General features: G+C 49.5%; 22 protein-coding genes and 1 other annotated feature. Of the genes, 15 read left to right on the forward strand and 7 right to left on the reverse strand.

Annotated features, from left to right (window positions below):
* Positions 1-2: 2 nt before the first annotated feature.
* Positions 3-755 (reverse strand): hypothetical protein, encoded by a 753-nt coding sequence (locus JOD24_RS00110; protein ID WP_429246076.1) that lies wholly within the window; start codon positions 753-755, stop codon positions 3-5.
* Between the two features lie 179 nt (positions 756-934).
* Here JOD24_RS00110 and JOD24_RS00115 point away from each other — a divergent pair, with 179 nt between their 5' ends.
* From JOD24_RS00115 to JOD24_RS00130, 4 genes are all read left to right on the forward strand, one after another.
* Positions 935-1,363, forward strand: coding sequence for a CBS domain-containing protein (locus JOD24_RS00115; RefSeq protein ID WP_380167175.1), 429 nt, complete (start codon positions 935-937; stop codon positions 1,361-1,363).
* 65 nt (positions 1,364-1,428) lie between these two features.
* Positions 1,429-2,103, forward strand: a complete 675-nt coding sequence (locus JOD24_RS00120) for a DUF421 domain-containing protein (RefSeq protein ID WP_429246077.1) — start codon at positions 1,429-1,431, stop codon at positions 2,101-2,103.
* A gap of 93 nt (positions 2,104-2,196) precedes the next feature.
* Positions 2,197-2,592: a YhjD family protein gene (locus JOD24_RS00125; protein WP_429246078.1), complete on the forward strand. Its 396-nt coding sequence runs from the start codon at positions 2,197-2,199 to the stop codon at positions 2,590-2,592.
* A 21-nt stretch (positions 2,593-2,613) separates the two neighbouring features.
* Complete coding sequence (locus JOD24_RS00130) at positions 2,614-2,805, forward strand: YceB family lipoprotein (RefSeq protein WP_429246079.1); 192 nt, start codon at positions 2,614-2,616, stop codon at positions 2,803-2,805.
* Positions 2,806-2,902: 97 nt separating this feature from the next.
* Here the strand turns inward: JOD24_RS00130 and JOD24_RS00135 are convergent, their stop codons facing one another.
* Together JOD24_RS00135 and JOD24_RS00140 are read right to left on the reverse strand one after the other, a co-directional pair.
* Entirely contained in the window at positions 2,903-4,192 is a 1,290-nt protein-coding gene (locus tag JOD24_RS00135) for a dicarboxylate/amino acid:cation symporter (protein ID WP_380167183.1), read from the reverse strand.
* Between the two features lie 172 nt (positions 4,193-4,364).
* Positions 4,365-5,396 (reverse strand): TRAP transporter substrate-binding protein, encoded by a 1,032-nt coding sequence (locus JOD24_RS00140; protein WP_380161963.1) that lies wholly within the window; start codon positions 5,394-5,396, stop codon positions 4,365-4,367.
* A 98-nt stretch (positions 5,397-5,494) separates the two neighbouring features.
* Between JOD24_RS00140 and JOD24_RS00145 the strand changes: the two genes are divergently transcribed.
* From JOD24_RS00145 to JOD24_RS00155, 3 genes are all read left to right on the forward strand, one after another.
* Positions 5,495-7,087, forward strand: a complete 1,593-nt coding sequence (locus tag JOD24_RS00145; protein ID WP_380162618.1) for an ATP-binding protein — start codon at positions 5,495-5,497, stop codon at positions 7,085-7,087.
* 3 nt (positions 7,088-7,090) lie between these two features.
* Positions 7,091-7,762 (forward strand): response regulator, encoded by a 672-nt coding sequence (locus JOD24_RS00150; protein WP_380161965.1) that lies wholly within the window; start codon positions 7,091-7,093, stop codon positions 7,760-7,762.
* A 153-nt stretch (positions 7,763-7,915) separates the two neighbouring features.
* A complete protein-coding gene (locus tag JOD24_RS00155) occupies positions 7,916-8,575 on the forward strand; it encodes an SGNH/GDSL hydrolase family protein (protein WP_380161967.1) in 660 nt (219 codons plus the stop codon).
* A gap of 120 nt (positions 8,576-8,695) precedes the next feature.
* Here JOD24_RS00155 and JOD24_RS00160 read toward each other — a convergent pair whose 3' ends face one another.
* On the reverse strand, positions 8,696-9,139 hold the full coding sequence (locus JOD24_RS00160) for a YhcN/YlaJ family sporulation lipoprotein (protein ID WP_380161969.1): 444 nt from the start codon (positions 9,137-9,139) through the stop codon (positions 8,696-8,698).
* 53 nt (positions 9,140-9,192) lie between these two features.
* Between JOD24_RS00160 and JOD24_RS00165 the strand changes: the two genes are divergently transcribed.
* From JOD24_RS00165 to spoVAE, 5 genes are read left to right on the forward strand one after another with little or no spacing between them, the layout of a single operon-like run.
* Positions 9,193-9,396: a DUF1657 domain-containing protein gene (locus JOD24_RS00165; RefSeq protein WP_380161971.1), complete on the forward strand. Its 204-nt coding sequence runs from the start codon at positions 9,193-9,195 to the stop codon at positions 9,394-9,396.
* A gap of 21 nt (positions 9,397-9,417) precedes the next feature.
* Positions 9,418-10,275, forward strand: a complete 858-nt coding sequence (locus JOD24_RS00170; RefSeq protein WP_380161973.1) for a DUF421 domain-containing protein — start codon at positions 9,418-9,420, stop codon at positions 10,273-10,275.
* 19 nt (positions 10,276-10,294) lie between these two features.
* Positions 10,295-10,774, forward strand: coding sequence for a stage V sporulation protein AC (spoVAC, locus tag JOD24_RS00175; protein ID WP_380161975.1), 480 nt, complete (start codon positions 10,295-10,297; stop codon positions 10,772-10,774).
* Positions 10,775-11,791 carry a stage V sporulation protein AD gene (spoVAD, locus tag JOD24_RS00180; protein ID WP_380161977.1) on the forward strand — a complete coding sequence of 339 codons (1,017 nt, stop codon included), beginning with the start codon at positions 10,775-10,777 and terminating at the stop codon, positions 11,789-11,791.
* Complete coding sequence (gene spoVAE, locus JOD24_RS00185) at positions 11,788-12,138, forward strand: stage V sporulation protein AE (protein WP_429246080.1); 351 nt, start codon at positions 11,788-11,790, stop codon at positions 12,136-12,138. The genes spoVAD and spoVAE overlap by 4 nt, the downstream gene beginning before the upstream one ends.
* A 46-nt stretch (positions 12,139-12,184) precedes the next feature.
* On the opposite strand, the gene JOD24_RS00190 is transcribed toward spoVAE, so the two are convergent.
* Together JOD24_RS00190 and JOD24_RS00195 are read right to left on the reverse strand one after the other, a co-directional pair.
* Complete coding sequence (locus JOD24_RS00190; RefSeq protein ID WP_380161981.1) at positions 12,185-12,388, reverse strand: DUF1657 domain-containing protein; 204 nt, start codon at positions 12,386-12,388, stop codon at positions 12,185-12,187.
* 171 nt (positions 12,389-12,559) lie between these two features.
* Complete coding sequence (locus tag JOD24_RS00195; protein ID WP_380161985.1) at positions 12,560-13,414, reverse strand: alpha/beta hydrolase; 855 nt, start codon at positions 13,412-13,414, stop codon at positions 12,560-12,562.
* Between the two features lie 325 nt (positions 13,415-13,739).
* Positions 13,740-13,992 (forward strand) — a binding site (T-box leader).
* A 47-nt stretch (positions 13,993-14,039) separates the two neighbouring features.
* On the opposite strand from JOD24_RS00195, the gene aroF reads away from it, so the two are divergent.
* The 3 genes from aroF to JOD24_RS00210 all read left to right on the forward strand — a co-directional run bounded on the left by aroF (position 14,040) and on the right by JOD24_RS00210 (position 17,027).
* The gene (gene aroF / locus JOD24_RS00200) at positions 14,040-15,023 is read left to right on the forward strand and encodes a 3-deoxy-7-phosphoheptulonate synthase (protein ID WP_380161987.1); all 984 of its coding nucleotides are present in this window, start codon (positions 14,040-14,042) and stop codon (positions 15,021-15,023) included.
* A gap of 343 nt (positions 15,024-15,366) precedes the next feature.
* Positions 15,367-15,546, forward strand: coding sequence for a DUF2642 domain-containing protein (locus JOD24_RS00205; protein WP_380161989.1), 180 nt, complete (start codon positions 15,367-15,369; stop codon positions 15,544-15,546).
* Between the two features lie 389 nt (positions 15,547-15,935).
* Entirely contained in the window at positions 15,936-17,027 is a 1,092-nt protein-coding gene (locus JOD24_RS00210; protein ID WP_429246081.1) for a S8 family peptidase, read from the forward strand.
* Between the two features lie 106 nt (positions 17,028-17,133).
* Here the strand turns inward: JOD24_RS00210 and JOD24_RS00215 are convergent, their stop codons facing one another.
* Entirely contained in the window at positions 17,134-18,489 is a 1,356-nt protein-coding gene (locus JOD24_RS00215; RefSeq protein WP_380161993.1) for a hemolysin family protein, read from the reverse strand.
* Positions 18,490-18,581: the final 92 nt, after the last annotated feature.

Below are 18,581 nucleotides of genomic sequence, written 5' to 3' on the forward strand. Positions count from 1 at the left end.
CATCACACCTCCATCCGCTTCTCCAAAATCCACTGGGACAGGGTAATAAAGGCTGCCGCGAGTAATAAGTCAAACAGGATTTCACCGGTGTGGATCAAAGGAATGGATGTTGGTTCCTCTGTCAGGCCTTTGAAATTCAGTGTCGGGCCCCATTGGAATAAAAGGTTGTAATAATGACTATTTATCCATTGACTGAAAAGGAACAGAAAAGAGAAGAATCCCGCAGCGGTGAGCAACCATGTCCAGTTGCCCAGGTAGGTGCGAAGCCACCGGTAAACGGACCAGACCGCCAACAAAAGGAGACTCAGGTGGAAGGAGGCCCAAAGAAGCAGTGCCAAAATCAGAACCACATCCCACCAGAAAACAGTCGGATCCAAATCCGAACTGGTTCCGAAGGTATCTATCGGACCCAGCATGAGATAGGTGGGATATAACCCGCTGACTCCCAGAGAGAGGAGGATGAAAGGGATGCCCGCCACCAGTTTGGACAGGATCAATTGCCAGGCGGGGCGGGGGGAATGGAGCCAGCGGTGCATTTGCTTTCCTTCCACCCACAGGCTGATAAACAGGTAAACAGGAAAATAGATGACATGTGCAAATACCAGCAAGGAGCTGAATGCCAATCGCACTTCGGGATGGGATGACCAGGCGAACCAGAGATCAAAAGCGATGATCAGTCCCAATCCCCCTAAAAACCAGGGAAGAGCCAGTCGGAAGTCTTTTTTCAACAGGCTGGACCACGGGCGAACCGTCACCTTGATTCCTCCTTTAGAGTATGTGTCTATGTGTATTAGGTACATAATACAGTGGTGTTCTAGATGAATAGTACACCGGGACAATCAGAGTGTCAACCCTTTTTAATGAAAATAGGTGATCATGGGGAATGGAATTGTGGAAAACGGAAATGATAACCACATAAGGAGGGAACTAGAACATGACCCAGTTACGCGAGATGATGTCGAAAAACGTGGCATCGGTCTCCCCGCAGGACAATGTGTACCAAGCTGCTTCCCTGATGAAAGAGCACAACGTCGGTTCCATACCGGTGGTGGAGAACGGTCGGATTTGCGGCATGGTAACCGATCGGGATTTAGTGTTACGGGCCCTGGCAGAGCAGAAGAACGAGCAAATGACCGTAGGGGACGTGATGACCGATCAAGTGGTGACCGGTTCTCCGGAAATGTCTGTGGATGAAGCATCTAGCCTGATGGCCCAAAACCAGATACGCCGTCTGCCCGTGGTGGAGAACAACCAACTGGTGGGCATGGTTTCCCTTGGGGATATGGCCGTCCGTCAGCCTCACGTCAATGAAGCGGGTCAGGCTCTGAGCAACATTTCTGAGCCCAGTTCTCCCCAGATGTAGCTGCCCATCCCGAAGCCTGCCTTGATCTCAGAGAGGCAGGCTTTTTGGTTGGAAGGTGAGACTTTTTGCTGTTATACATTTTAAAAGTGGCACTCCTGTTCACTACAGCGATCATATCCTTGCGTTTCATGGGGAAATCGACACTGGCCCAGGTCACCCCCCATGATCTGATGGCGATTGTGATTATTGCCGCCCTGGCTACCAATCCGATCCTGGTAAATGAAGTGGGAAAAACATTGTTGGCGATCGTCTTAGTGACCACGATCCATATCCTGTTTGCCAAAATGACCCTCTCTAAACGGGCCAATCATTTGATCTTAGGGGAGCCGACGATTCTGGTCAAACATGGAAGGATGATTCGGGAAAATATGGCTCGCAGTGAGATGTCCGTCTCGGAGTTGATGGCGACGATCCGTACCGAAGGCTATCCCGATATCCGCTATGTCCAGTATGCGATCCTGGAGCCCACCGGGAGTATCAGTGTCCTGCCTCAGGAAGATATGTATCCGGTCACCCCCAAAGATCTCGGAGTGACTAAAACCTATCGCGGCATGGCTCTCGCCCTGGTGGTGGACGGCCATATTCAACAAAAAAATTTGAAACTGATCGGAAAAGATGAGCCTTGGTTGCGACAGAAGCTGCAAGAGCAAGGATACCGGGATATTAGAGGGATTTTGTATGCCGGTAAGCAGGAAGATGAAGAAGAGATCCATGTGGACTTAGGGGATGGCGGAAGGTGAACCCTATTTCCCAAAAGTACCATGGATAACGGAACGTTCGTTCTTATATTCTAGAGAAAGGGAACGAACGTTCCGGATCTGAGGTTGACGAACATGGTGGATGAACAGGAAATGAACCGTTTTTCCGATCTGATAAAAAAGATGGTATTGCTGGATGTGTTGGAGCGGGCCTTGCAATGGGACCACCGGTGGTTAAAACAATCCCCGCTGAAAACCAGTCGGGCATGGATGCGTCTATTGCTTCCGACTTTGGAACAAATCCGCCGGGACCGGAAGGCAGCGGAGCAGGAGATTCATCGAGCTGGAGGACGAATCCTCGAGATTCGCCAGAGGCAGAATTGCCGGGAAGTGACCGTGGTTTACCGGGGATATCGATACACCATGCGTTACCTGAATGGCTGGATTCGCAGCGAGTGTGACGATCTTTTGCTCTACTTTTGGACGGGTAAAACTACCAGTGAGCAAACTCCTCCGAAAGAGACACATTAAGAAAAAGGGGGGAAAGGAATCATGAAAAAAGGGTTGACCACTTTGGCTTTGGGATTGGTGGTCACGCTATTGGGGATGTGCCTTCTGTACAGACGGGAGCGGTTGATCAATGAACTCCGGGATCGGCAGACCCGAGGATGGGGGATTTACGGTTTCGGGCTCGCTCACATTTTGCTGGGTGGATTAGCTGCCGTGATCGGGCGGACTCGATAAGGCGGACACTAGGTCCGCTTTATTTTTTGAGCTTAGCGAGGGCGTAATAAAAAAAGGAGGATCTCCCCATCAGTTGGGAGCCCTCCGATTGCTTGGATTATTCTGTTACAGGGATTTCTTTTTGTCTTTGAATTCCTTCTTTGTGAGCCGAGCTGTTCTCTGATTCCGTTGTCGGATGAAATTCGTTTTCCATTTTGGAGATCACAACGGTGGCAACCCCGTTTCCGATCAGGTTGGTGATCGCACGGGCTTCAGACATAAAACGGTCGACTCCGATCAAAAGGGCAATCCCTTCCACTGGAATCATGGGGAAAGCTGCCAAGGTAGCGGCCAAAGTGATAAATCCGGATCCGGTCACACCGGCGGCCCCTTTAGAAGTGAACATCAAGATGGCGAGCAAGGTTAATTCCTGCCAGATGGTCAGGTCCACCCCATAAGCCTGTGCGATGAAAATGGCTGCCATCGACAGATAGATCGAGGTTCCGTCCAAATTGAAGGAATACCCTGTTGGGATGACCAGGCCGACCACCGGTTTGGAACAACCGTATTTTTCCATTCGCTCCATCATTCTCGGGAGAGCAGACTCTGAGGAGGAGGTACCGAGTACCAGCAGGATCTCCTCTTTGATGTAGGCGATAAATTTGAAAATGTTGAATCCATAAAATTTGGCGATTGTGCCCAATACCAGTATGATGAACAGAAACATGGTAATATAGACGCCAGCCATCAATTTACCGAGGGAGACCAGGGACCCGACCCCAAAGGTTCCGATCGTATAGGACATAGCTCCGAAAGCGGCGATGGGAGAGACCTTCATGACCATGTTGACGATGCCGAAGAAAATGTCGGTAATCCGCTGGAACAGGTCGATAACCGGTTGTGATTTTTCTCCGAGGGAAGCGGTTACCACTCCGAACAAGACGGCAAAGAATAGGATGGGTAAGAGTTCCCCTTCAGCCATTGCACCCACGACATTTTCCGGTACGATGCCGACCAGAAAATCGACGAACCCGCCAGACTCTTCAGCCTGTTTGGCATATTGTGCTACATCTCCGCTGTTAGCAGCGTCTGTATTAAAGCCGACCCCAGGTTGGATCAGATTGACGACGATAATTCCGATAGCCAGAGCAAAGGTGGTGACAATTTCAAAATAAATCAGTGCCTTGCCGCCGATGCGACCCACCTTTTTCAAATCACCCATATTGCCAATGCCGATCACGATGGTGAGAAAGATAATCGGTGCGATCAGCATTTTGATCATTTTAATGAAAACGTCAGCCAGTACCTTTAATTGAGCCCCGAATTCCGGGAAGATAAATCCAACGAGAATACCGATGATAATCCCGATAATGACTTGGACGGTCAGATTTTTAAAGTTGATCCGCATATTATTCCTCCTCTGTATGACAACGCTTTCAAATATCTCATTTATATCTTTCTATAATAATTCGATTTTAAGGGAAACAAAAGATTTTGGTTATAATGGTCTTTTGGCTCTTTTTGATCTTTATGGAGATAACAAAAAGAACGCCTGACTTGGAGGCGTTCGTCGTATTTTTTTATTGAGGAGGATGGATCTCCTGAAGCAGTTGATTGCCAAACCGCTGTCTATATCGGTCATAGACTGGTTTCATCTGTTCCATCCACTTCTGCTTCTCTTTTTCTGGCAAAATTGTGATTTCCAGTTGCGATTGTTTCTTCAACCATTCGAATTGTTGTTCGTTCATGTGTTTGGATTGTTTCAGTATCCAAACTGTGGTCTCCTCCATCGCTTCACTCAATTGCCGTTGAATCGGTCTCGGAAGTTGGTCCCAAAAGGGTTTGTTCATCAGTACCGCATAGCCGAGATAGCCATGATTACTGAGGGTCAGGTAGTGTTGCACTTGATAGAATCGCTTGGAGAAAATATTGGAGATGGTGTTTTCTAGACCGTCCACGCGATGAGTTTCAAGTTCCTGATAGACTTCGGGGAAAGGAACAGGGATCGGATGCCCCCCGAAGAGTTGAAATTGTTCCTCGATCACGGGACTGGGCATAATCCGGAAAGTTTGCCCCTGAAAATCTTCCAAGTGAACCAGCGATTTTTCGTTACTGATCATTTGCTTAAAACCATTGCTCCAAAAAGCCATCCCCTTGATGTTTTTCTCCTCCAGCAATTTTAACAGATGATTTCCCACGGGTCCGGTGAAAACTCGCTCCACATCGTCATGGTTACGAAAAATGAAGGGGAGGTCCAACACCTGCCATTCCGGCATAAAATCGGTTAAATTTGAATAAGTCGGGGCGATCATCTGGACATCCCCTTGCATCAAGGCGTCCATTTCTTCCTCATCGCTGTACAAAACCGCATTGGGGAATACATCCACCTTCACTTTGCCGTTGGTTTTTTGGGATGCCAGCTCGGCGAATTTTTGCGCCGCCAAGCCCTTGGGGGTATTTTCAGCTACGACATGGCTGAATTTGATGACGATCTGCTCATTCAGCCCTTGCTGTTCATCATCATAGATCCCATTGGTTTGAAAAAAAGGGTTGAAAAAGAGGAGGGTCAACGAAAGAATCGTCAGCACGCTTGTCCCGATAAAAAGTCTCATCTTCCCACCATTTTCCGTTATTCTGTGAGGATTCTACTGCTATGATACACTACAAAAAAGAAGAACACACTGCCGGACATGGAGAGGAATCTATGAGAATGTTTCCTTTTCCGATTCACTGGAAGATTACCGCATTGATCTTTTTTATCGTTGGGTTTTCACTCGTCATCGGTGGGATTTTTTTGCTTGGAAATTATACCAAGACCAAGGAAGATGAGTTGAAGAAGCGCTCGGCGATCACCGCCCGCACTGTTGCTGAGCTACCCGAAATCAGAAAAGGTGTCGTCGGGAACAAAGAGGCACAAAAACGGGTAAATTTTGTTGCCGAAAAAGTTCGTGTCATCAACGAAGCCGACTATATCGTGGTAATGAATATGGACAGGGTGCGACTGGCACATCCTTTGGAAGATCGCATTGGAACCGTATCCAAGGGAGCAGATGAAGGGCCTGCATTTGCTGAGCACACCTATACAACACAGGCGACAGGGGAGATTGGAACGGTGATCCGTGCCTTTGTGCCGATTATGAATCAGGAACATCAACAAATCGGTGTGGTTATCGCAGGTTATCGCTTGCCGGGGATCACCGAGATTCTTTTCTCTGTTTACCCGGAGATTTTCTGGACGGCCAGTCTGTCACTGTTTTTTGGCGGTTGGGGTTCCTGGTTGTTAGCACGTCACATCAAAAGGCAAATGTTCTACTTGGAACCTCATGAAATCGCCAATACGTTGGTGAAACAGACGGAAACATTTAATGCGATGCATGAAGGGGTCATTGCCATCGATAATGATGAACGGATCCTGATCTTTAACAACAAGGCAAAGCAAATGATGGGAGTTAGCGGAGATCTGATCGGGAAGAAAATTTACGAGGTTGTCCCGGATACACGTATGCCAGAAATATTAACATTGGATCAGCCGGTATACAATAAAGAGCTACATGTCCGGAATCTGGACATTTTAAGTAATCGGATCCCCATTAAAGTGGATGATCGGACGGTGGGGGTGGTCGCCATTTTCCAAGATCGGACGGAAGTGAAAAAACTGGCGGAAGAATTGACCGGTGTCAAAGCATTTGTAAGCGCTCTGCGGGTGCAAAATCATGAACATATGAACAAATTGCATACCATCGCTGGGTTAATTCAGTTGGGAAACAGTGAAAAAGCCCTGAATTATGTGTTTGAGATTACCGAAGAACAGGAAGAGTTAACCCGCTTTTTAAGCAAAAATATTAAAGACGACAGTATCGCAGGTCTGCTGTTAAGCAAGGTGAGTCGGGGCAGAGAGTTAGGGATTCATGTGTTTATCGATCGGCGCAGTCGGCTGCAATCTTTCCCGGAATATCTAGACAGCCACAATTTTGTTGTTTTGCTGGGCAACTTGGTAGAGAACGCCTTTGAATCCTTTCCACAGGTTTCCATCGGTGAGAAAGAAGTGTATATCAGTATCGGTCAGAAGGAGGAAGCGCTTCAGATTGTGGTTGAGGATAATGGAAGCGGGATCCCAAAAGAACTGCAGGACCGGATTTTCACCCAGGGCTTTTCGACAAAGGGGAGCGAAGGCCGAGGGATCGGACTCCATTTGGTCGGTCAGATCGTCCAGCAAGGGCATGGGAAGATCCAGGTGGAATCGGAACCGGGAGCAGGAACGTGCATCACGGTCACTTTTGAGAAGCAGGAAGAGGGCGATTAGAAAATGATTTCCGTACTGTTGATCGAAGATGATCCCATGGTTCGGGAAGTGAACAAGCAATTTGTGGAACGGGTGCGGGATTATCAGGTGATCAGTTCCGCTCCCAATGGTGTGGAAGGACTGAAACTGGCAAAAAAATTGAATCCTGACCTGGTAATGATCGATATTTATATGCCGGATATGGACGGGCTTGCAACTTTAAAAAAGATCCGGGCGGAGGGCTTGATCACCGATGTGATTGCGATCACGGCGGCGAAGGATGTGGAGACAGTGCGACATGTCCTGCAAAACGGCGTGTTTGATTATATCGTGAAGCCCTTCAAATTTGAGCGGTTAAAAAAGTCACTTGAAAATTACCGCAAGTTCCAAAGCCGACTCCTGGACAAAACAAATATATCCCAATCCGATTTAGATGGAATGTTATTCCAGATGGGATCCGCCCGTCAGCGGGAATTACCGAAAGGATTGAATCGTGTCACTCTGGAGCGGATCCGTAACTTCTTACTTGAGCAAAGTCGCCCGGTTTCTGCTGAAGAAGTGGCGGAAGGCACCGGGATTGCCAGGGTGACTGCACGGCGTTATCTGGATCATCTTGAAAAGGGCGGAATCGTCACTATCCATATCGAATACGGGGGGATCGGCCGCCCGACAAACCGTTATTTAATTATCCGCTGATCGCTCATTCTGCCGGAGGTTCCCACCGGTTTTCCGTCATTCCCCGGAATAAAAGCAATGTCACAATCGAAACCTACAAAGAGTGGAAAGGGGTGCCCTGATTATCGGGAAGTACTTGATCAAGTTCACCCTGTAGGAAAGGGGAAAGACTGTATGGAACCGATCACCTATCTGGCTTTAGGTGATTCCCTGACCGAAGGGGTGGGTGCAGACGGGCCGGACAGCCATTTCGTAGCCCAACATTTTCAGGGATTGAAGTGTTCGCAGGGATGTCGGTTGATCAATTTGGGGATCTCAGGTCTGACATCGGATGAATTGTACGAACTCGTAGGGACACCGGCGATTCGCAAGCTGATTCCACGGGTTTCTCATATTACGATCACTACCGGGGGTTGTGATTTCATCGATTGGTTTGAAGCGGGAGCTTCCATTTCCGGTTTAATGACCACGATGAAAAAAGTCCGGAGACAGATCAAGCAAATTTTTCAATCCGTGCGGGAGTTGAATTCCATCGCCAGGGTACAAGTGTTGGGCCTTTATTTGCCTTTGCCCGCTTATGAACAGAACTTCTCCCTGGCATGCCGCACAGTGAAAAAAATGAATAGAGAATATGAGCAACTCTGTTCAAAAAATGGCATGCAGCTGATCGATCCCTTCTCCGCTTTTTTGCACCACCAGGAGTTCTTCGCCGATGAAGTTCATCCCAATCAACAAGGTTATGATGTACTGGCTCGGTTGTTCCAGGATGGGACCAGCCCCACTCCTGAGAAACCATCGGGGAATCAGGTGTACCTGGAAGATGTGGTAACTTAATCCACAAAAAAGAGACCCCCACGGGTCTCTTTTTTGTGGGATGAGGAGCGGTGGTGAATAAAAAACGGCGGATAGACCAATAAAGGATAAATGAAAGTGTTCTCCGTCAACGAAGGAAGGTCAACCCTTCATATCCGTATTGATTTTGCGAAGTTTCTTCTGAGCCGAGGTGGGATTTAAAGGAGGTTGCTCCCGCAATTCAGTCTCCATTTTTTGCAGAGAGTCAAATAATTTGTGATCTGTGGTGACATGAATCTGATATTGGGGATAGGTTTTTCGCAACCGGTGAAAAACAGTTTTTCGGATGTCTTTCAGAAAGAATCGGTTGAAATTCTCCACTTTTAAGCCGACGGAGAGATCCTTTTTGATGATGACCGCTGTAGCCTCTTTCACCCTCCCATCCTGGCGGGCGATCTTTTTGGCGGCATCCATCCGTTGCGGATCGGTGGCTTGATGTTGAGCTAGGGGTAACGGTTTCTCCGGCTTTGGAGTTTCCTGAGCCTGCTGATTACATCCGCTCAGGATCCATGCGAACAAGAAGAAGATTGTATAAACCTTTTTCATTTCACTACTCTCCTCAAAGTCTTGTGATCAGAATTAAAATCGGGGGTTAAACGATGACCACTTATTCCAAAGTCAAGCAAACCTTTCTCGATCTGAAAAGCGCCAAGGCAACCTTTGAACAGTATGCTCTGCTTTCCGGGGAAGGAAATGCCCGTTCTTTTCAGGAAATCGCCGAGAGGTTGGAACCTGTACTCCAACGTTTGGATCAGCGGATCCAATCGATGGAATTTGAGGAACCCCAATACAGAGGTTCATAAGATCAAAAGGGGGGATCCACAATGCCAGTTTGGTTGCAAGTGATCTTGCGTACTCTTGGTGTTCTACTCTTTGCGGCGATCTGGTTGCGCCTGTTAGGAAGAAAGATGGCGGCAGGCGTGGCTGCTTTTGACCGGGTTTATCTGGTGGGATTCGGAGTGATGGCCGCCCTTCTCGCTTTAAACCAGATCCGGCCGCCCTTGCTGGGATGGATTGCCTTGTTAAGCTGGGGACTCACAGGCCTTGCCTACAGTTACCTTTCTCTGAAAAGCAAGTGGGTGCGAGATCTCATTCACGGCAAGGAAGCTGTTGTGATCAAGCACGGAAAGGTGATGGAAGAGCAGTTAAAAACCGTCCGTTTCACCCCAGAAGATTTGTTACAACAACTCCGGCGGCGCCAGATTTTCAACGTGGCTGACGTGGAGTTCGCCGTCATGGAAGCCAACGGGGAGATCAGCGCGCTGGTGAAATCAAACAAACAACCTGTGACAGCCCAGCATCTGGGTGTGGAAACCGCTCCCGAGGTGGGTGTGCAGGCGGTGATTCTGGACGGAAACATTTTGGACGAGCCCTTGGCCACATTGGGATTGAACCGCAATTGGTTGGAGACGGAGTTGAAAAAAATAGGGGTACGTCCGGAAAATGTGTTTCTCGCCCAAGTGGATGCTATGGGAGAGCTGTATGTGGACCTCTTTGACGATGCGATCCAAGTGCCAAAGCCGACCACCCGGCAACTCTTGCTCACCACTCTGGAAAAAGCCCATGCGGATCTGGAATCCTATTCTTTGGATACGGACCATCCCCAAGCGAAAAAAATGTATCAACAGTGTGCTCGAGAAATCGCATCCATTCTATATGATGTACGGCCGCTCCTGAAATAATCGTTCGGAGGTGAGGAAGGTGTCCAAGAAGAAAAAGAAAAAATTAACACCCACACAACAAGAATATCAGGAATTTGTAAAAAAACGGGAGACGAAACGCCCGCTTCTGGCCAACTGTTTCCGAGCCTTTCTGGTAGGGGGGACCATCTGTCTCTTGGGCCAGTTCATCTCCTGGTTCTATACCCAGTTCTTTGACTTCACGGAAAAGACAGCGGGAGACCCGACGACGGCCACTTTAATCTTTTTGGCGGCTTTGTTTACAGGTTTGGGCATCTATGACCATTTGGGTCAATGGGCCGGAGCGGGCACGGCGATTCCAGTAACAGGTTTTGCTAACTCTATCGCATCGGCGGCGATTGAACACCGCGCTGAAGGATTAGTGCTCGGAGTCGGGGGGAATATGTTCAAGTTAGCCGGTTCCGTGATCGTGTTTGGCGTATTTGCCGCTTTTCTCATTGCGATCTTGAAAGTCCTCTTAAAAGGGTTGGGAGGGATTTGAGTGATCCGTGGTCGCACTTGGATTTTTGCAAACAGTCCCTATATCGCCGCTTCTGCGGCAATCGGAGGTCCTTTTGAAGCCAAGGGACCTCTGGCCCGGGATTTTGATTTGTTGCATGAAGATATATGGTTGGGACAAGACAGTTTTGAAAAAGCCGAAAAAAAGTTGTTGGAACAGGCAGCAGAACGGACCATCGATAAGGCCGGCATGCGCAAAGAAGACGTTCAGTTTTTTTTGGCTGGCGATCTGTTGGACCAAGTGATTACCAGCAGCTTCTCCGCCAGGACATTGTCCGTCCCTTATCTGGGTATATTTGGAGCTTGCTCTACTTCCATGGAGGGGTTGGCCTTGGGCGCCCTTTTGGTAGATGGGGGCTATGCAGAACGGGTGCTGGCGGGAACCGCCAGCCATAACTCCACCGCCGAAAAACAATTCCGTTATCCGACGGAATACGGCTCTCAAAAGCCCCCAACCGCCCAATGGACGGTAACTGGTGCGGGTGCGGCTTTGTTGACGGCGGAAAAAAAGAGCAATCTTCAGGTGACCACGGCCACCATCGGTCGTGTGGTGGATATGGGGATTTCAGATCCTTTCAATATGGGGGCGGCGATGGCACCAGCGGCAGTGGATACGATTGAAGCTCATTTTAAAGATCTGGAAAATCCGGAATACGATTTGATATTGACCGGGGATCTGGGGAAAATCGGTCACCGAACCGCTGCCGATTTACTGGAGAAACATGGTTTGCAACTTCCCAAAGATCGGTTTGGCGACTGTGGGCTGATGATATACGGGAAAGATCAGCCTGTACAGGCTGGAGCCAGCGGATGTGCCTCATCAGCGTGTGTCACTTACGGGCATGTATTGAATCGAATGAGAAAAGGGGAATTGCGCAAGGTGTTGATTGTGGCAACCGGTGCCTTGTTGTCCCCACTCAGTTACCAACAGAAGGAGAGCATTCCCTGTATAGCCCATGCTGTTTCCATTGAGGTGAAGGAAGGGGGCGATCCTTCATGAGCTATGTCTGGGCTTTTGTGGTGGGGGGAGTCATCTGTGTGATCGGGCAATTGATGATGGATGGGTTGAAGCTGACTCCCGCTCATACCACCAGTATTTTGGTCGTGGTGGGTGCCATACTGGGAGGGCTAGGATGGTATGAATCCTTGATTGATTTTGCTGGAGCAGGGGCCACTGTACCGATCACCAGTTTTGGAAACGCTTTGGTTCACGGGGCGATGGCGGAAGCAGAGAGGCATGGGCTGGTCGGGGTGGTCACTGGGATTTTCGAAGTGACCAGTGCCGGGATCTCCTCGGCGATTATCTTTGGTTTTCTGATGGCCCTCATCTTCAAACCCCGGGGATGAAAGAATGAAAAAGAGCCTATCTCCAAGGTAGGCTCTTTTTCATTCTTTACTGATTGTATTGAGGTTCTTCCTGCATGACTTGCTGTTCCCTGGTTTTCAATTCCTGTACGATGGAGTCCATGTTTTGCGCCATCTGTTTGTACATCTGTTTTGCTTGCTGATTGTCCGTATCCAGGGAAAACGTGCGCAGATTGGCAGCGACTCCCTCTGCACTGGCAATGGTTTGTTGTATTTTTGTTCCGACCGTCACGAGAATCCCTCCTTAGGTAGATGGGTACATCCGCTAGGATGTTTCAGGCGAGGGCAAACTATGTATCCGCACCCGGATTTCAGTCAGTTGTCGTGAAAATTCTGGGGAGCGGTTGAAAACGGTGCAAAGTTTTTCTTTACGCCATGGTTCGTCCCGCTTCGAATTAAACTGTCAGGGTATGAACCATTGCATCAAGGTTTGGATCACAGAAGAACATTTTTCCGGGTGCAACAGATTATGATCCACATCAGGGAGAAAAATGCACTGCTTCTCTGCGACAGAAACTCGATCCATAAAGCTGCCCAGTTCTTTCGCTGGAATCAATGGATCCTTTTCTCCGCAAATACACAACGTGGGGATCTTCACCTTTTCGGCAGATTGACAAGCGATTTGTTTGTGGTTTAAAAGTTCTTGCAACCAGCGGAAGGAATAGCGCAAAGCAATAAACGGGTCACTCAATTTATTTCTTACATCATACGTTACAATGGATCTCAATCGGGGGATTCGGCGGGCCACTTTCATCAGATTGTACGGGTTGATACTGAAACCAGGAAATGAAAAACTGATGAAGCGGATGAACCATCTTACGATAGAAGGGATATAGAAACGTAAGTAAATGGCGGGGGCGGACAAAACGATCCGGTCTACTGGGGCCGAGTATTCCTGAATGTACCTGGTGACGATCAAACCGCCCAGACTGTGTCCAATCAGATCACAACGGATCTCTCCGAATTTGCGGCGGAAATAGTGAATCAATTGATCCAGGTCATGCATATATTCCTCGAAACGTCTGACATGGCCGCATTTTCCACCGGAACAGCCGAATCCCCGCAAATCAAAAGTGACAAATGCGAAATTATGTTCACAAAACAAGTGGCCAAGGTGTTTGTAAATATCGATATGTTCACCTGCACCATGGATCAAGATCACCATGGTTTTGGGATCTGCGGGGGACCATACTCGATACCTGAGTTCAATTCCGTCTCTCGTTAAAAATCGGTTTTCATAAGTGTTGACTGTAGTCATGGTTCTTCCTTCCGTCATTCTGCCTGGCTACTCTGGTTTTCAAAAACAAGATTCACCTTCGGACTTGGATTTAACTTTTGTATCCGTCATACTCGCAGAGCAACCAGTTCTTCGATTGATTCGCGTATTGCCGAACCTTTCGGAGAGAGTTCACGATCCACAAACCTTTTCTGAGATGGCTTTCCTTTAATTTTCCCGGCATTTCGCTATTTAGTCACGTCTACTTGGCAGACCTCAAAGACCCTTGGTTTGCCCAAAACCAAAATGAAAACCCGCGTTGACAATCAATGGTGTCCATGTTAGAGTATCAACAACATTTTCATACCTAAACGCGTTGAAGAGGAAAAGTAGACAGACGGAACTTGATTGCAGAGAGCCGGTGGTTGCTGCGAACCGGTATCAGTCCGTCCGTCGAATTACACCTTGGAGCTGACGGTTGGGAGCCGGGAGATGTTCTCGGTGAACCCGGAACGGAATCCGCCGTTATCCGGATCGCACATGATCGCCATGTGCTCTAAAGAGGGATCTTCTTTGAGGATCCAAAAAGGGTGGTACCGCGAGAAATTCTCGTCCCTTATGGGGGCGGGGATTTATTTTTTTATTTGAAGAGGGGAGGTTTTCAGGCATGATTATTGTGTTGGAATCAGATGCCAGCCGTGGGGAAGTGGATCGGATCGTCAAGGCTGTGGAGGAAAAGGGGGTGAAAATCCATTATTCCAAAGGGGTGGATAAGACCATTCTCGGCCTGATCGGAGATAAGAAAATCCTGAGCCAATTGGCAGTGGAACGTTTTTCCGGTGTGGAAAAGGTGGTTCATGTCAGTGAGCCGTTTAAGCTTGCGAGTCGCTCCTTCCATCCAGAACCGAGTCAGGTTCAGGTAGGGAACGTGACCATCGGTGGAGGAGCCCCGGTGGTGATCGCCGGCCCCTGTTCAGTGGAGAGTCGGGAGCAGATTTTGGAAACTGCCCGAGCCGTGAAACAGGCGGGAGCCAGTCTGTTGCGGGGAGGTGCGTTCAAACCTCGCTCTTCTCCGTACTCTTTTCAAGGGTTGGGAGAAGAAGGATTGAAACTGTTAGCAGAGGCTGGTGAAGAGACCGGACTTCCGGTGATATCGGAAGTGATGGATCCTGAAAATTTGGATCTGGTGGCTGAGTACGTGGATGTCCTGCAACTGGGTGCCCGGAATATGCAAAATTTCCACCTGTTGAAAAAGATTGGGCAGGCAGGCAAACCGGTCTTGTTGAAGCGGGGTTTGTCCGCCACCATCGAGGAATGGCTCATGTCTGCGGAATATATTCTCAATGAAGGCAATTCCCATGTCATCCTGTGTGAGCGGGGGATCCGCACCTTTGAGACAGCTACCCGAAACACGCTGGATCTTTCCGCCGTCCCGGTGATCCGCCATTTGAGCCATTTACCGATCATCGTCGATCCCAGTCATGGGACGGGGAAGTGGCGTTATGTCGCCCCGATGTCCCGGGCGGCTTTGGCCGCGGGCGCCGATGGATTGATGGTGGAAGTTCACCCGGACCCCGAAAGGGCTCTCTCAGATGGACCCCAGTCTCTCACTCTGGATAATTTTCGTGGCATGATGGAAGAGTTAAACTAACCACATCCATTCCCGGAGTGGAAAAGAAGACGAGCGAGGTTCCGAACTCCGGGCACCTGCATAGGGTATAAGGTGAAGAAGCGATGGGGGGTGAATGCTTTTGAGTGCCTACCATTACCCCATGGACCCCCGCTACGGATCACCATCCTGGTACGGATCCCCAATGATGCCCGATTACACACCCATGCAGGGGCCCATGTTTAACCAGCCAGTTCCATCCCAACCCTTGCCGCCGGATTCAACGGAATTTATGCCCCTTCCTCCGGACCCCCGTCCTGGAATGGGTCGCGGGTGGAGAAGGCCAAGGCGAGGTTGGTTCGGAAAAAACAGGAGAGGGAATTTTTTGTCCCAACAAGTGCAACAATGGATGGGGCAAAGAGTCCAGGTTGCCACCTTCTCTGGAAAGCTGGAGGGAGAGGTGGCCGGTGTCTATTCGGATCACTTCCTGCTTACCAAAGAGGACCGAAGGTATTATATTCGTTGGGATGCCGTTGTTTACGTAACCTCGCTGGAAGAGGAGTAGTTTTTCGTTTTAAAAACATCCGCATGCCCCCTCCATTACTGAAGGGGGCATGCGGATGTTTTGGATTGTCGCTATTCAAGCGTTTAGGAATTATCCTGGCCGGGCACCAGATCCGAATTTACCAGACATGACCTGGAAGCGGCGTTTTCAGAGGGCCGGGATGGGGTTTCACATAACCTTTTCGTTGTTCTACCGATCCAAAATCACTCCATGTGAAACCTCACCCTCCCGGTGACGATTTTTTCACCACGTTTCTAGAATGTGAATGCCGTTTCTTTTACTTCGATTCAAGTAATCTTCCAAACGAAGCATATTTGGGCATAGAACTTCCATCCTCGCACAAACCGCGATGGATATCATCTCATATCTTGCATATGAGGTGATATTTTATGCCATCCGAGTTTGTGCATTATACTTTTCTCGCAAAAAAACCTTCTGTTGTGGATCGAATTCGCCAATCTGGCGGTAGCATTCGGTATTTTAGCCGATACAGTGGATTGATCACAGCCCGCATTCCCATGGCCCAAGCGAGTCGCCTCCTGAGGGGACCCGATGTGCTTCTGTCTGAGGAAGAATGTCGGATTGCTCTTCCCCAACCGAAAGTGAGCCAGATTCTTACCCGGAAACAATATATGCAGCAAACCCGCGCCGCTGGGCAGACCCTGACCTGGAATATCCAACGGGTTTGGGGAGGCGGCAGCCCCCTTCCCGGTGCGGGCAAAAAGGTTCGGGTGGGCGTGATCGATTCAGGAATTAATTTGAATCATCCGGATCTGGTATCCAACATCAAAGGCGGCGTCAATTTTATTCATCCAGGCCGTTCCCCTATCGACGGCAACGGTCACGGCACCCATGTAGCGGGGGTGATTGCCGCCCGTAGCAATGGCATCGGAGTGGTGGGGGTGGCTCCGTCCAGTAACCTCTATGCCATCAAAGTGTTGGATGATCAAGGTTCCGGTTCGGTCACAGATTTGATTCGGGGGATTGATTGGGGGATCGACCATGGGATGCATATCCTCAACCTGAGCCTCAGTCTCTCCGGATCCCAAGTTCCCGCCGCCCTGACCCATGCAGTCCAAGCTGCGACGCGAAAGGGGATTCTGGTGATCACGGCGGCGGGAAATAGGGGGAATGCTCAAGGGACAGGAGACCAAGTTGAGATGCCTGCCCGTCTTTCTTCCACCATCTCTGTGGCCGCTCTTGATCGCAAGAACCGTCGTGCTTCCTTTTCTGCCACGGGGTCGTCCCTGGATCTGGCTGCACCAGGAGTGAACATTCTCAGCACCTACAACGAGGGTCAATATGCGGTGTTAAGCGGGACATCCATGGCGGCCCCTCATGTCTCAGGGGTGGCGGCCCTGTTCAAGCAAAGGGGATTGTCCGCCGCCACGGTTCGTCGTCAGCTGTTGGGAAAGGCGATCCACCTCGGCTCCCGCCGTTGGTATGGAGCGGGGCTGGTTCAGGTGAAGAAGGAGTCATGAATCTAATTTCCCGTTGGGAAATGTGAAATCTGTGAAAACCGCCTGGGACAGGCGGTTTTTGAGCTTATAAAAAAAGAGCCGTCACAGAGGACGACTCCTTCCGGGTTTATTCCTTTTCTGTTACCTCAGTGGGTGTGGATTGTTCATCCGGTGCCGGTTCTATTTTAGATACCAAGAGCCGGCTCACACTGTTCTGATCGATATCTTGTACCCGAAATCGAAAGCCTTGGTGAGAAACCTCGTCCCCCACGACGGGCACTTCGTTGAGCTGAGAGAAGATCCAGCCGCCGATGGTGTCGTTATTCGGATCTTCGATGTCGGTCTGAAAGTATTCGTTCACTTCTTCGATCAGGAGGCGGGCATCGATGGAGGTCTCATCGCCGATCTTCTGGAAAAAAGGGCGTTCATCGTCAAATTCATCCTGAATCTCGCCAAAGATTTCCTCGATGATATCCTCAGTGGTCACCAGTCCGGAGGTTCCACCGTATTCGTCGACAACGATCGCCATCTCCGACTTTTTCTTCTGCAATATGCGCAGGACATCCTTGATTTCCATCGTTTCCGGTACCCGGATGGCGGGACGGCTCAATTCTTTCAGGTCCGGGGTTTGGCCGCTGACCAATCGTTCATACACATGGCGACTGTGAACGATACCGATGATGTCATCCTTGTCTTCCCGACACAGAGGAAAGCGAGTATGACGGGCGGCGAGGATATTGTCCAGATTCTCATTGAAAGAATCCTCGCTGTACAGGCATTCCATATCCACGCGGGGAACCATCACTTCCCGGGCGACCCGGTCAGTGAATTCAAAGACGTTGTCAAAGAGGGAGAGCTCTGTCTGATCGATGTATCCGCCTTTATGGCTCTGGGCGACCATCATGCGAATCTCCTCTTCGGTATGTGCCTGTTGCTGGTCTGGATCCAATTCGATACCGATCCAGGTAAGGATCTTGTTGGCGGCACTGTTGAGGACCCAGATAAAAGGAAAGAAGGCTCTATAGAACCAATTGAGAGGGGTTGCGGTCCAGAGAGTGGTTCCTTCCGCCCGCCGGATTGCCAAGGATTTGGGAGCCATCTCACCGAGTACGATGTGAAGAAATGTGATGATGGCAAAAGCCAAGGCAAAAGACAAGGAGGAGACCAGCCAGGGAGGTACTTGGAAAGGAAGCGCTTCCAAGGAGGGAGCTACAATCAAGTGTGCAATCGCCGGCTCCCCAACCCACCCCAATCCCAGGGAGGCTAAGGTGATCCCCAGCTGTGTGGCTGACAGATAGGCATCCATATTGGAAACCACTTGTTGGGCCACCTTGGCCCGCACGTTGCCTTCTGCTTGAAGTTGGGCGATGCGTGTGGCCCGTACTTTCACGATCGCAAACTCGGATGCGACGAAGAATCCATTCAAGAAGACAAGAACGATCACCAGAATCAGATTCCAGATGATCTCAAGAAATGATTCCAAGCGAGAGCGACCTCCTGATTTGAAGCTGATTTTTATCTGTTAATGACCAGTCTGTGCGTTGATTCACGATTTTAGTTTAACTATGACAAGGT

Origin of the sequence: Kroppenstedtia sanguinis, from assembly GCF_050433445.1 — a bacterium.
Taxonomy (GTDB): Bacteria; Bacillota; Bacilli; order Thermoactinomycetales; family DSM-45169; genus Kroppenstedtia; species Kroppenstedtia sanguinis.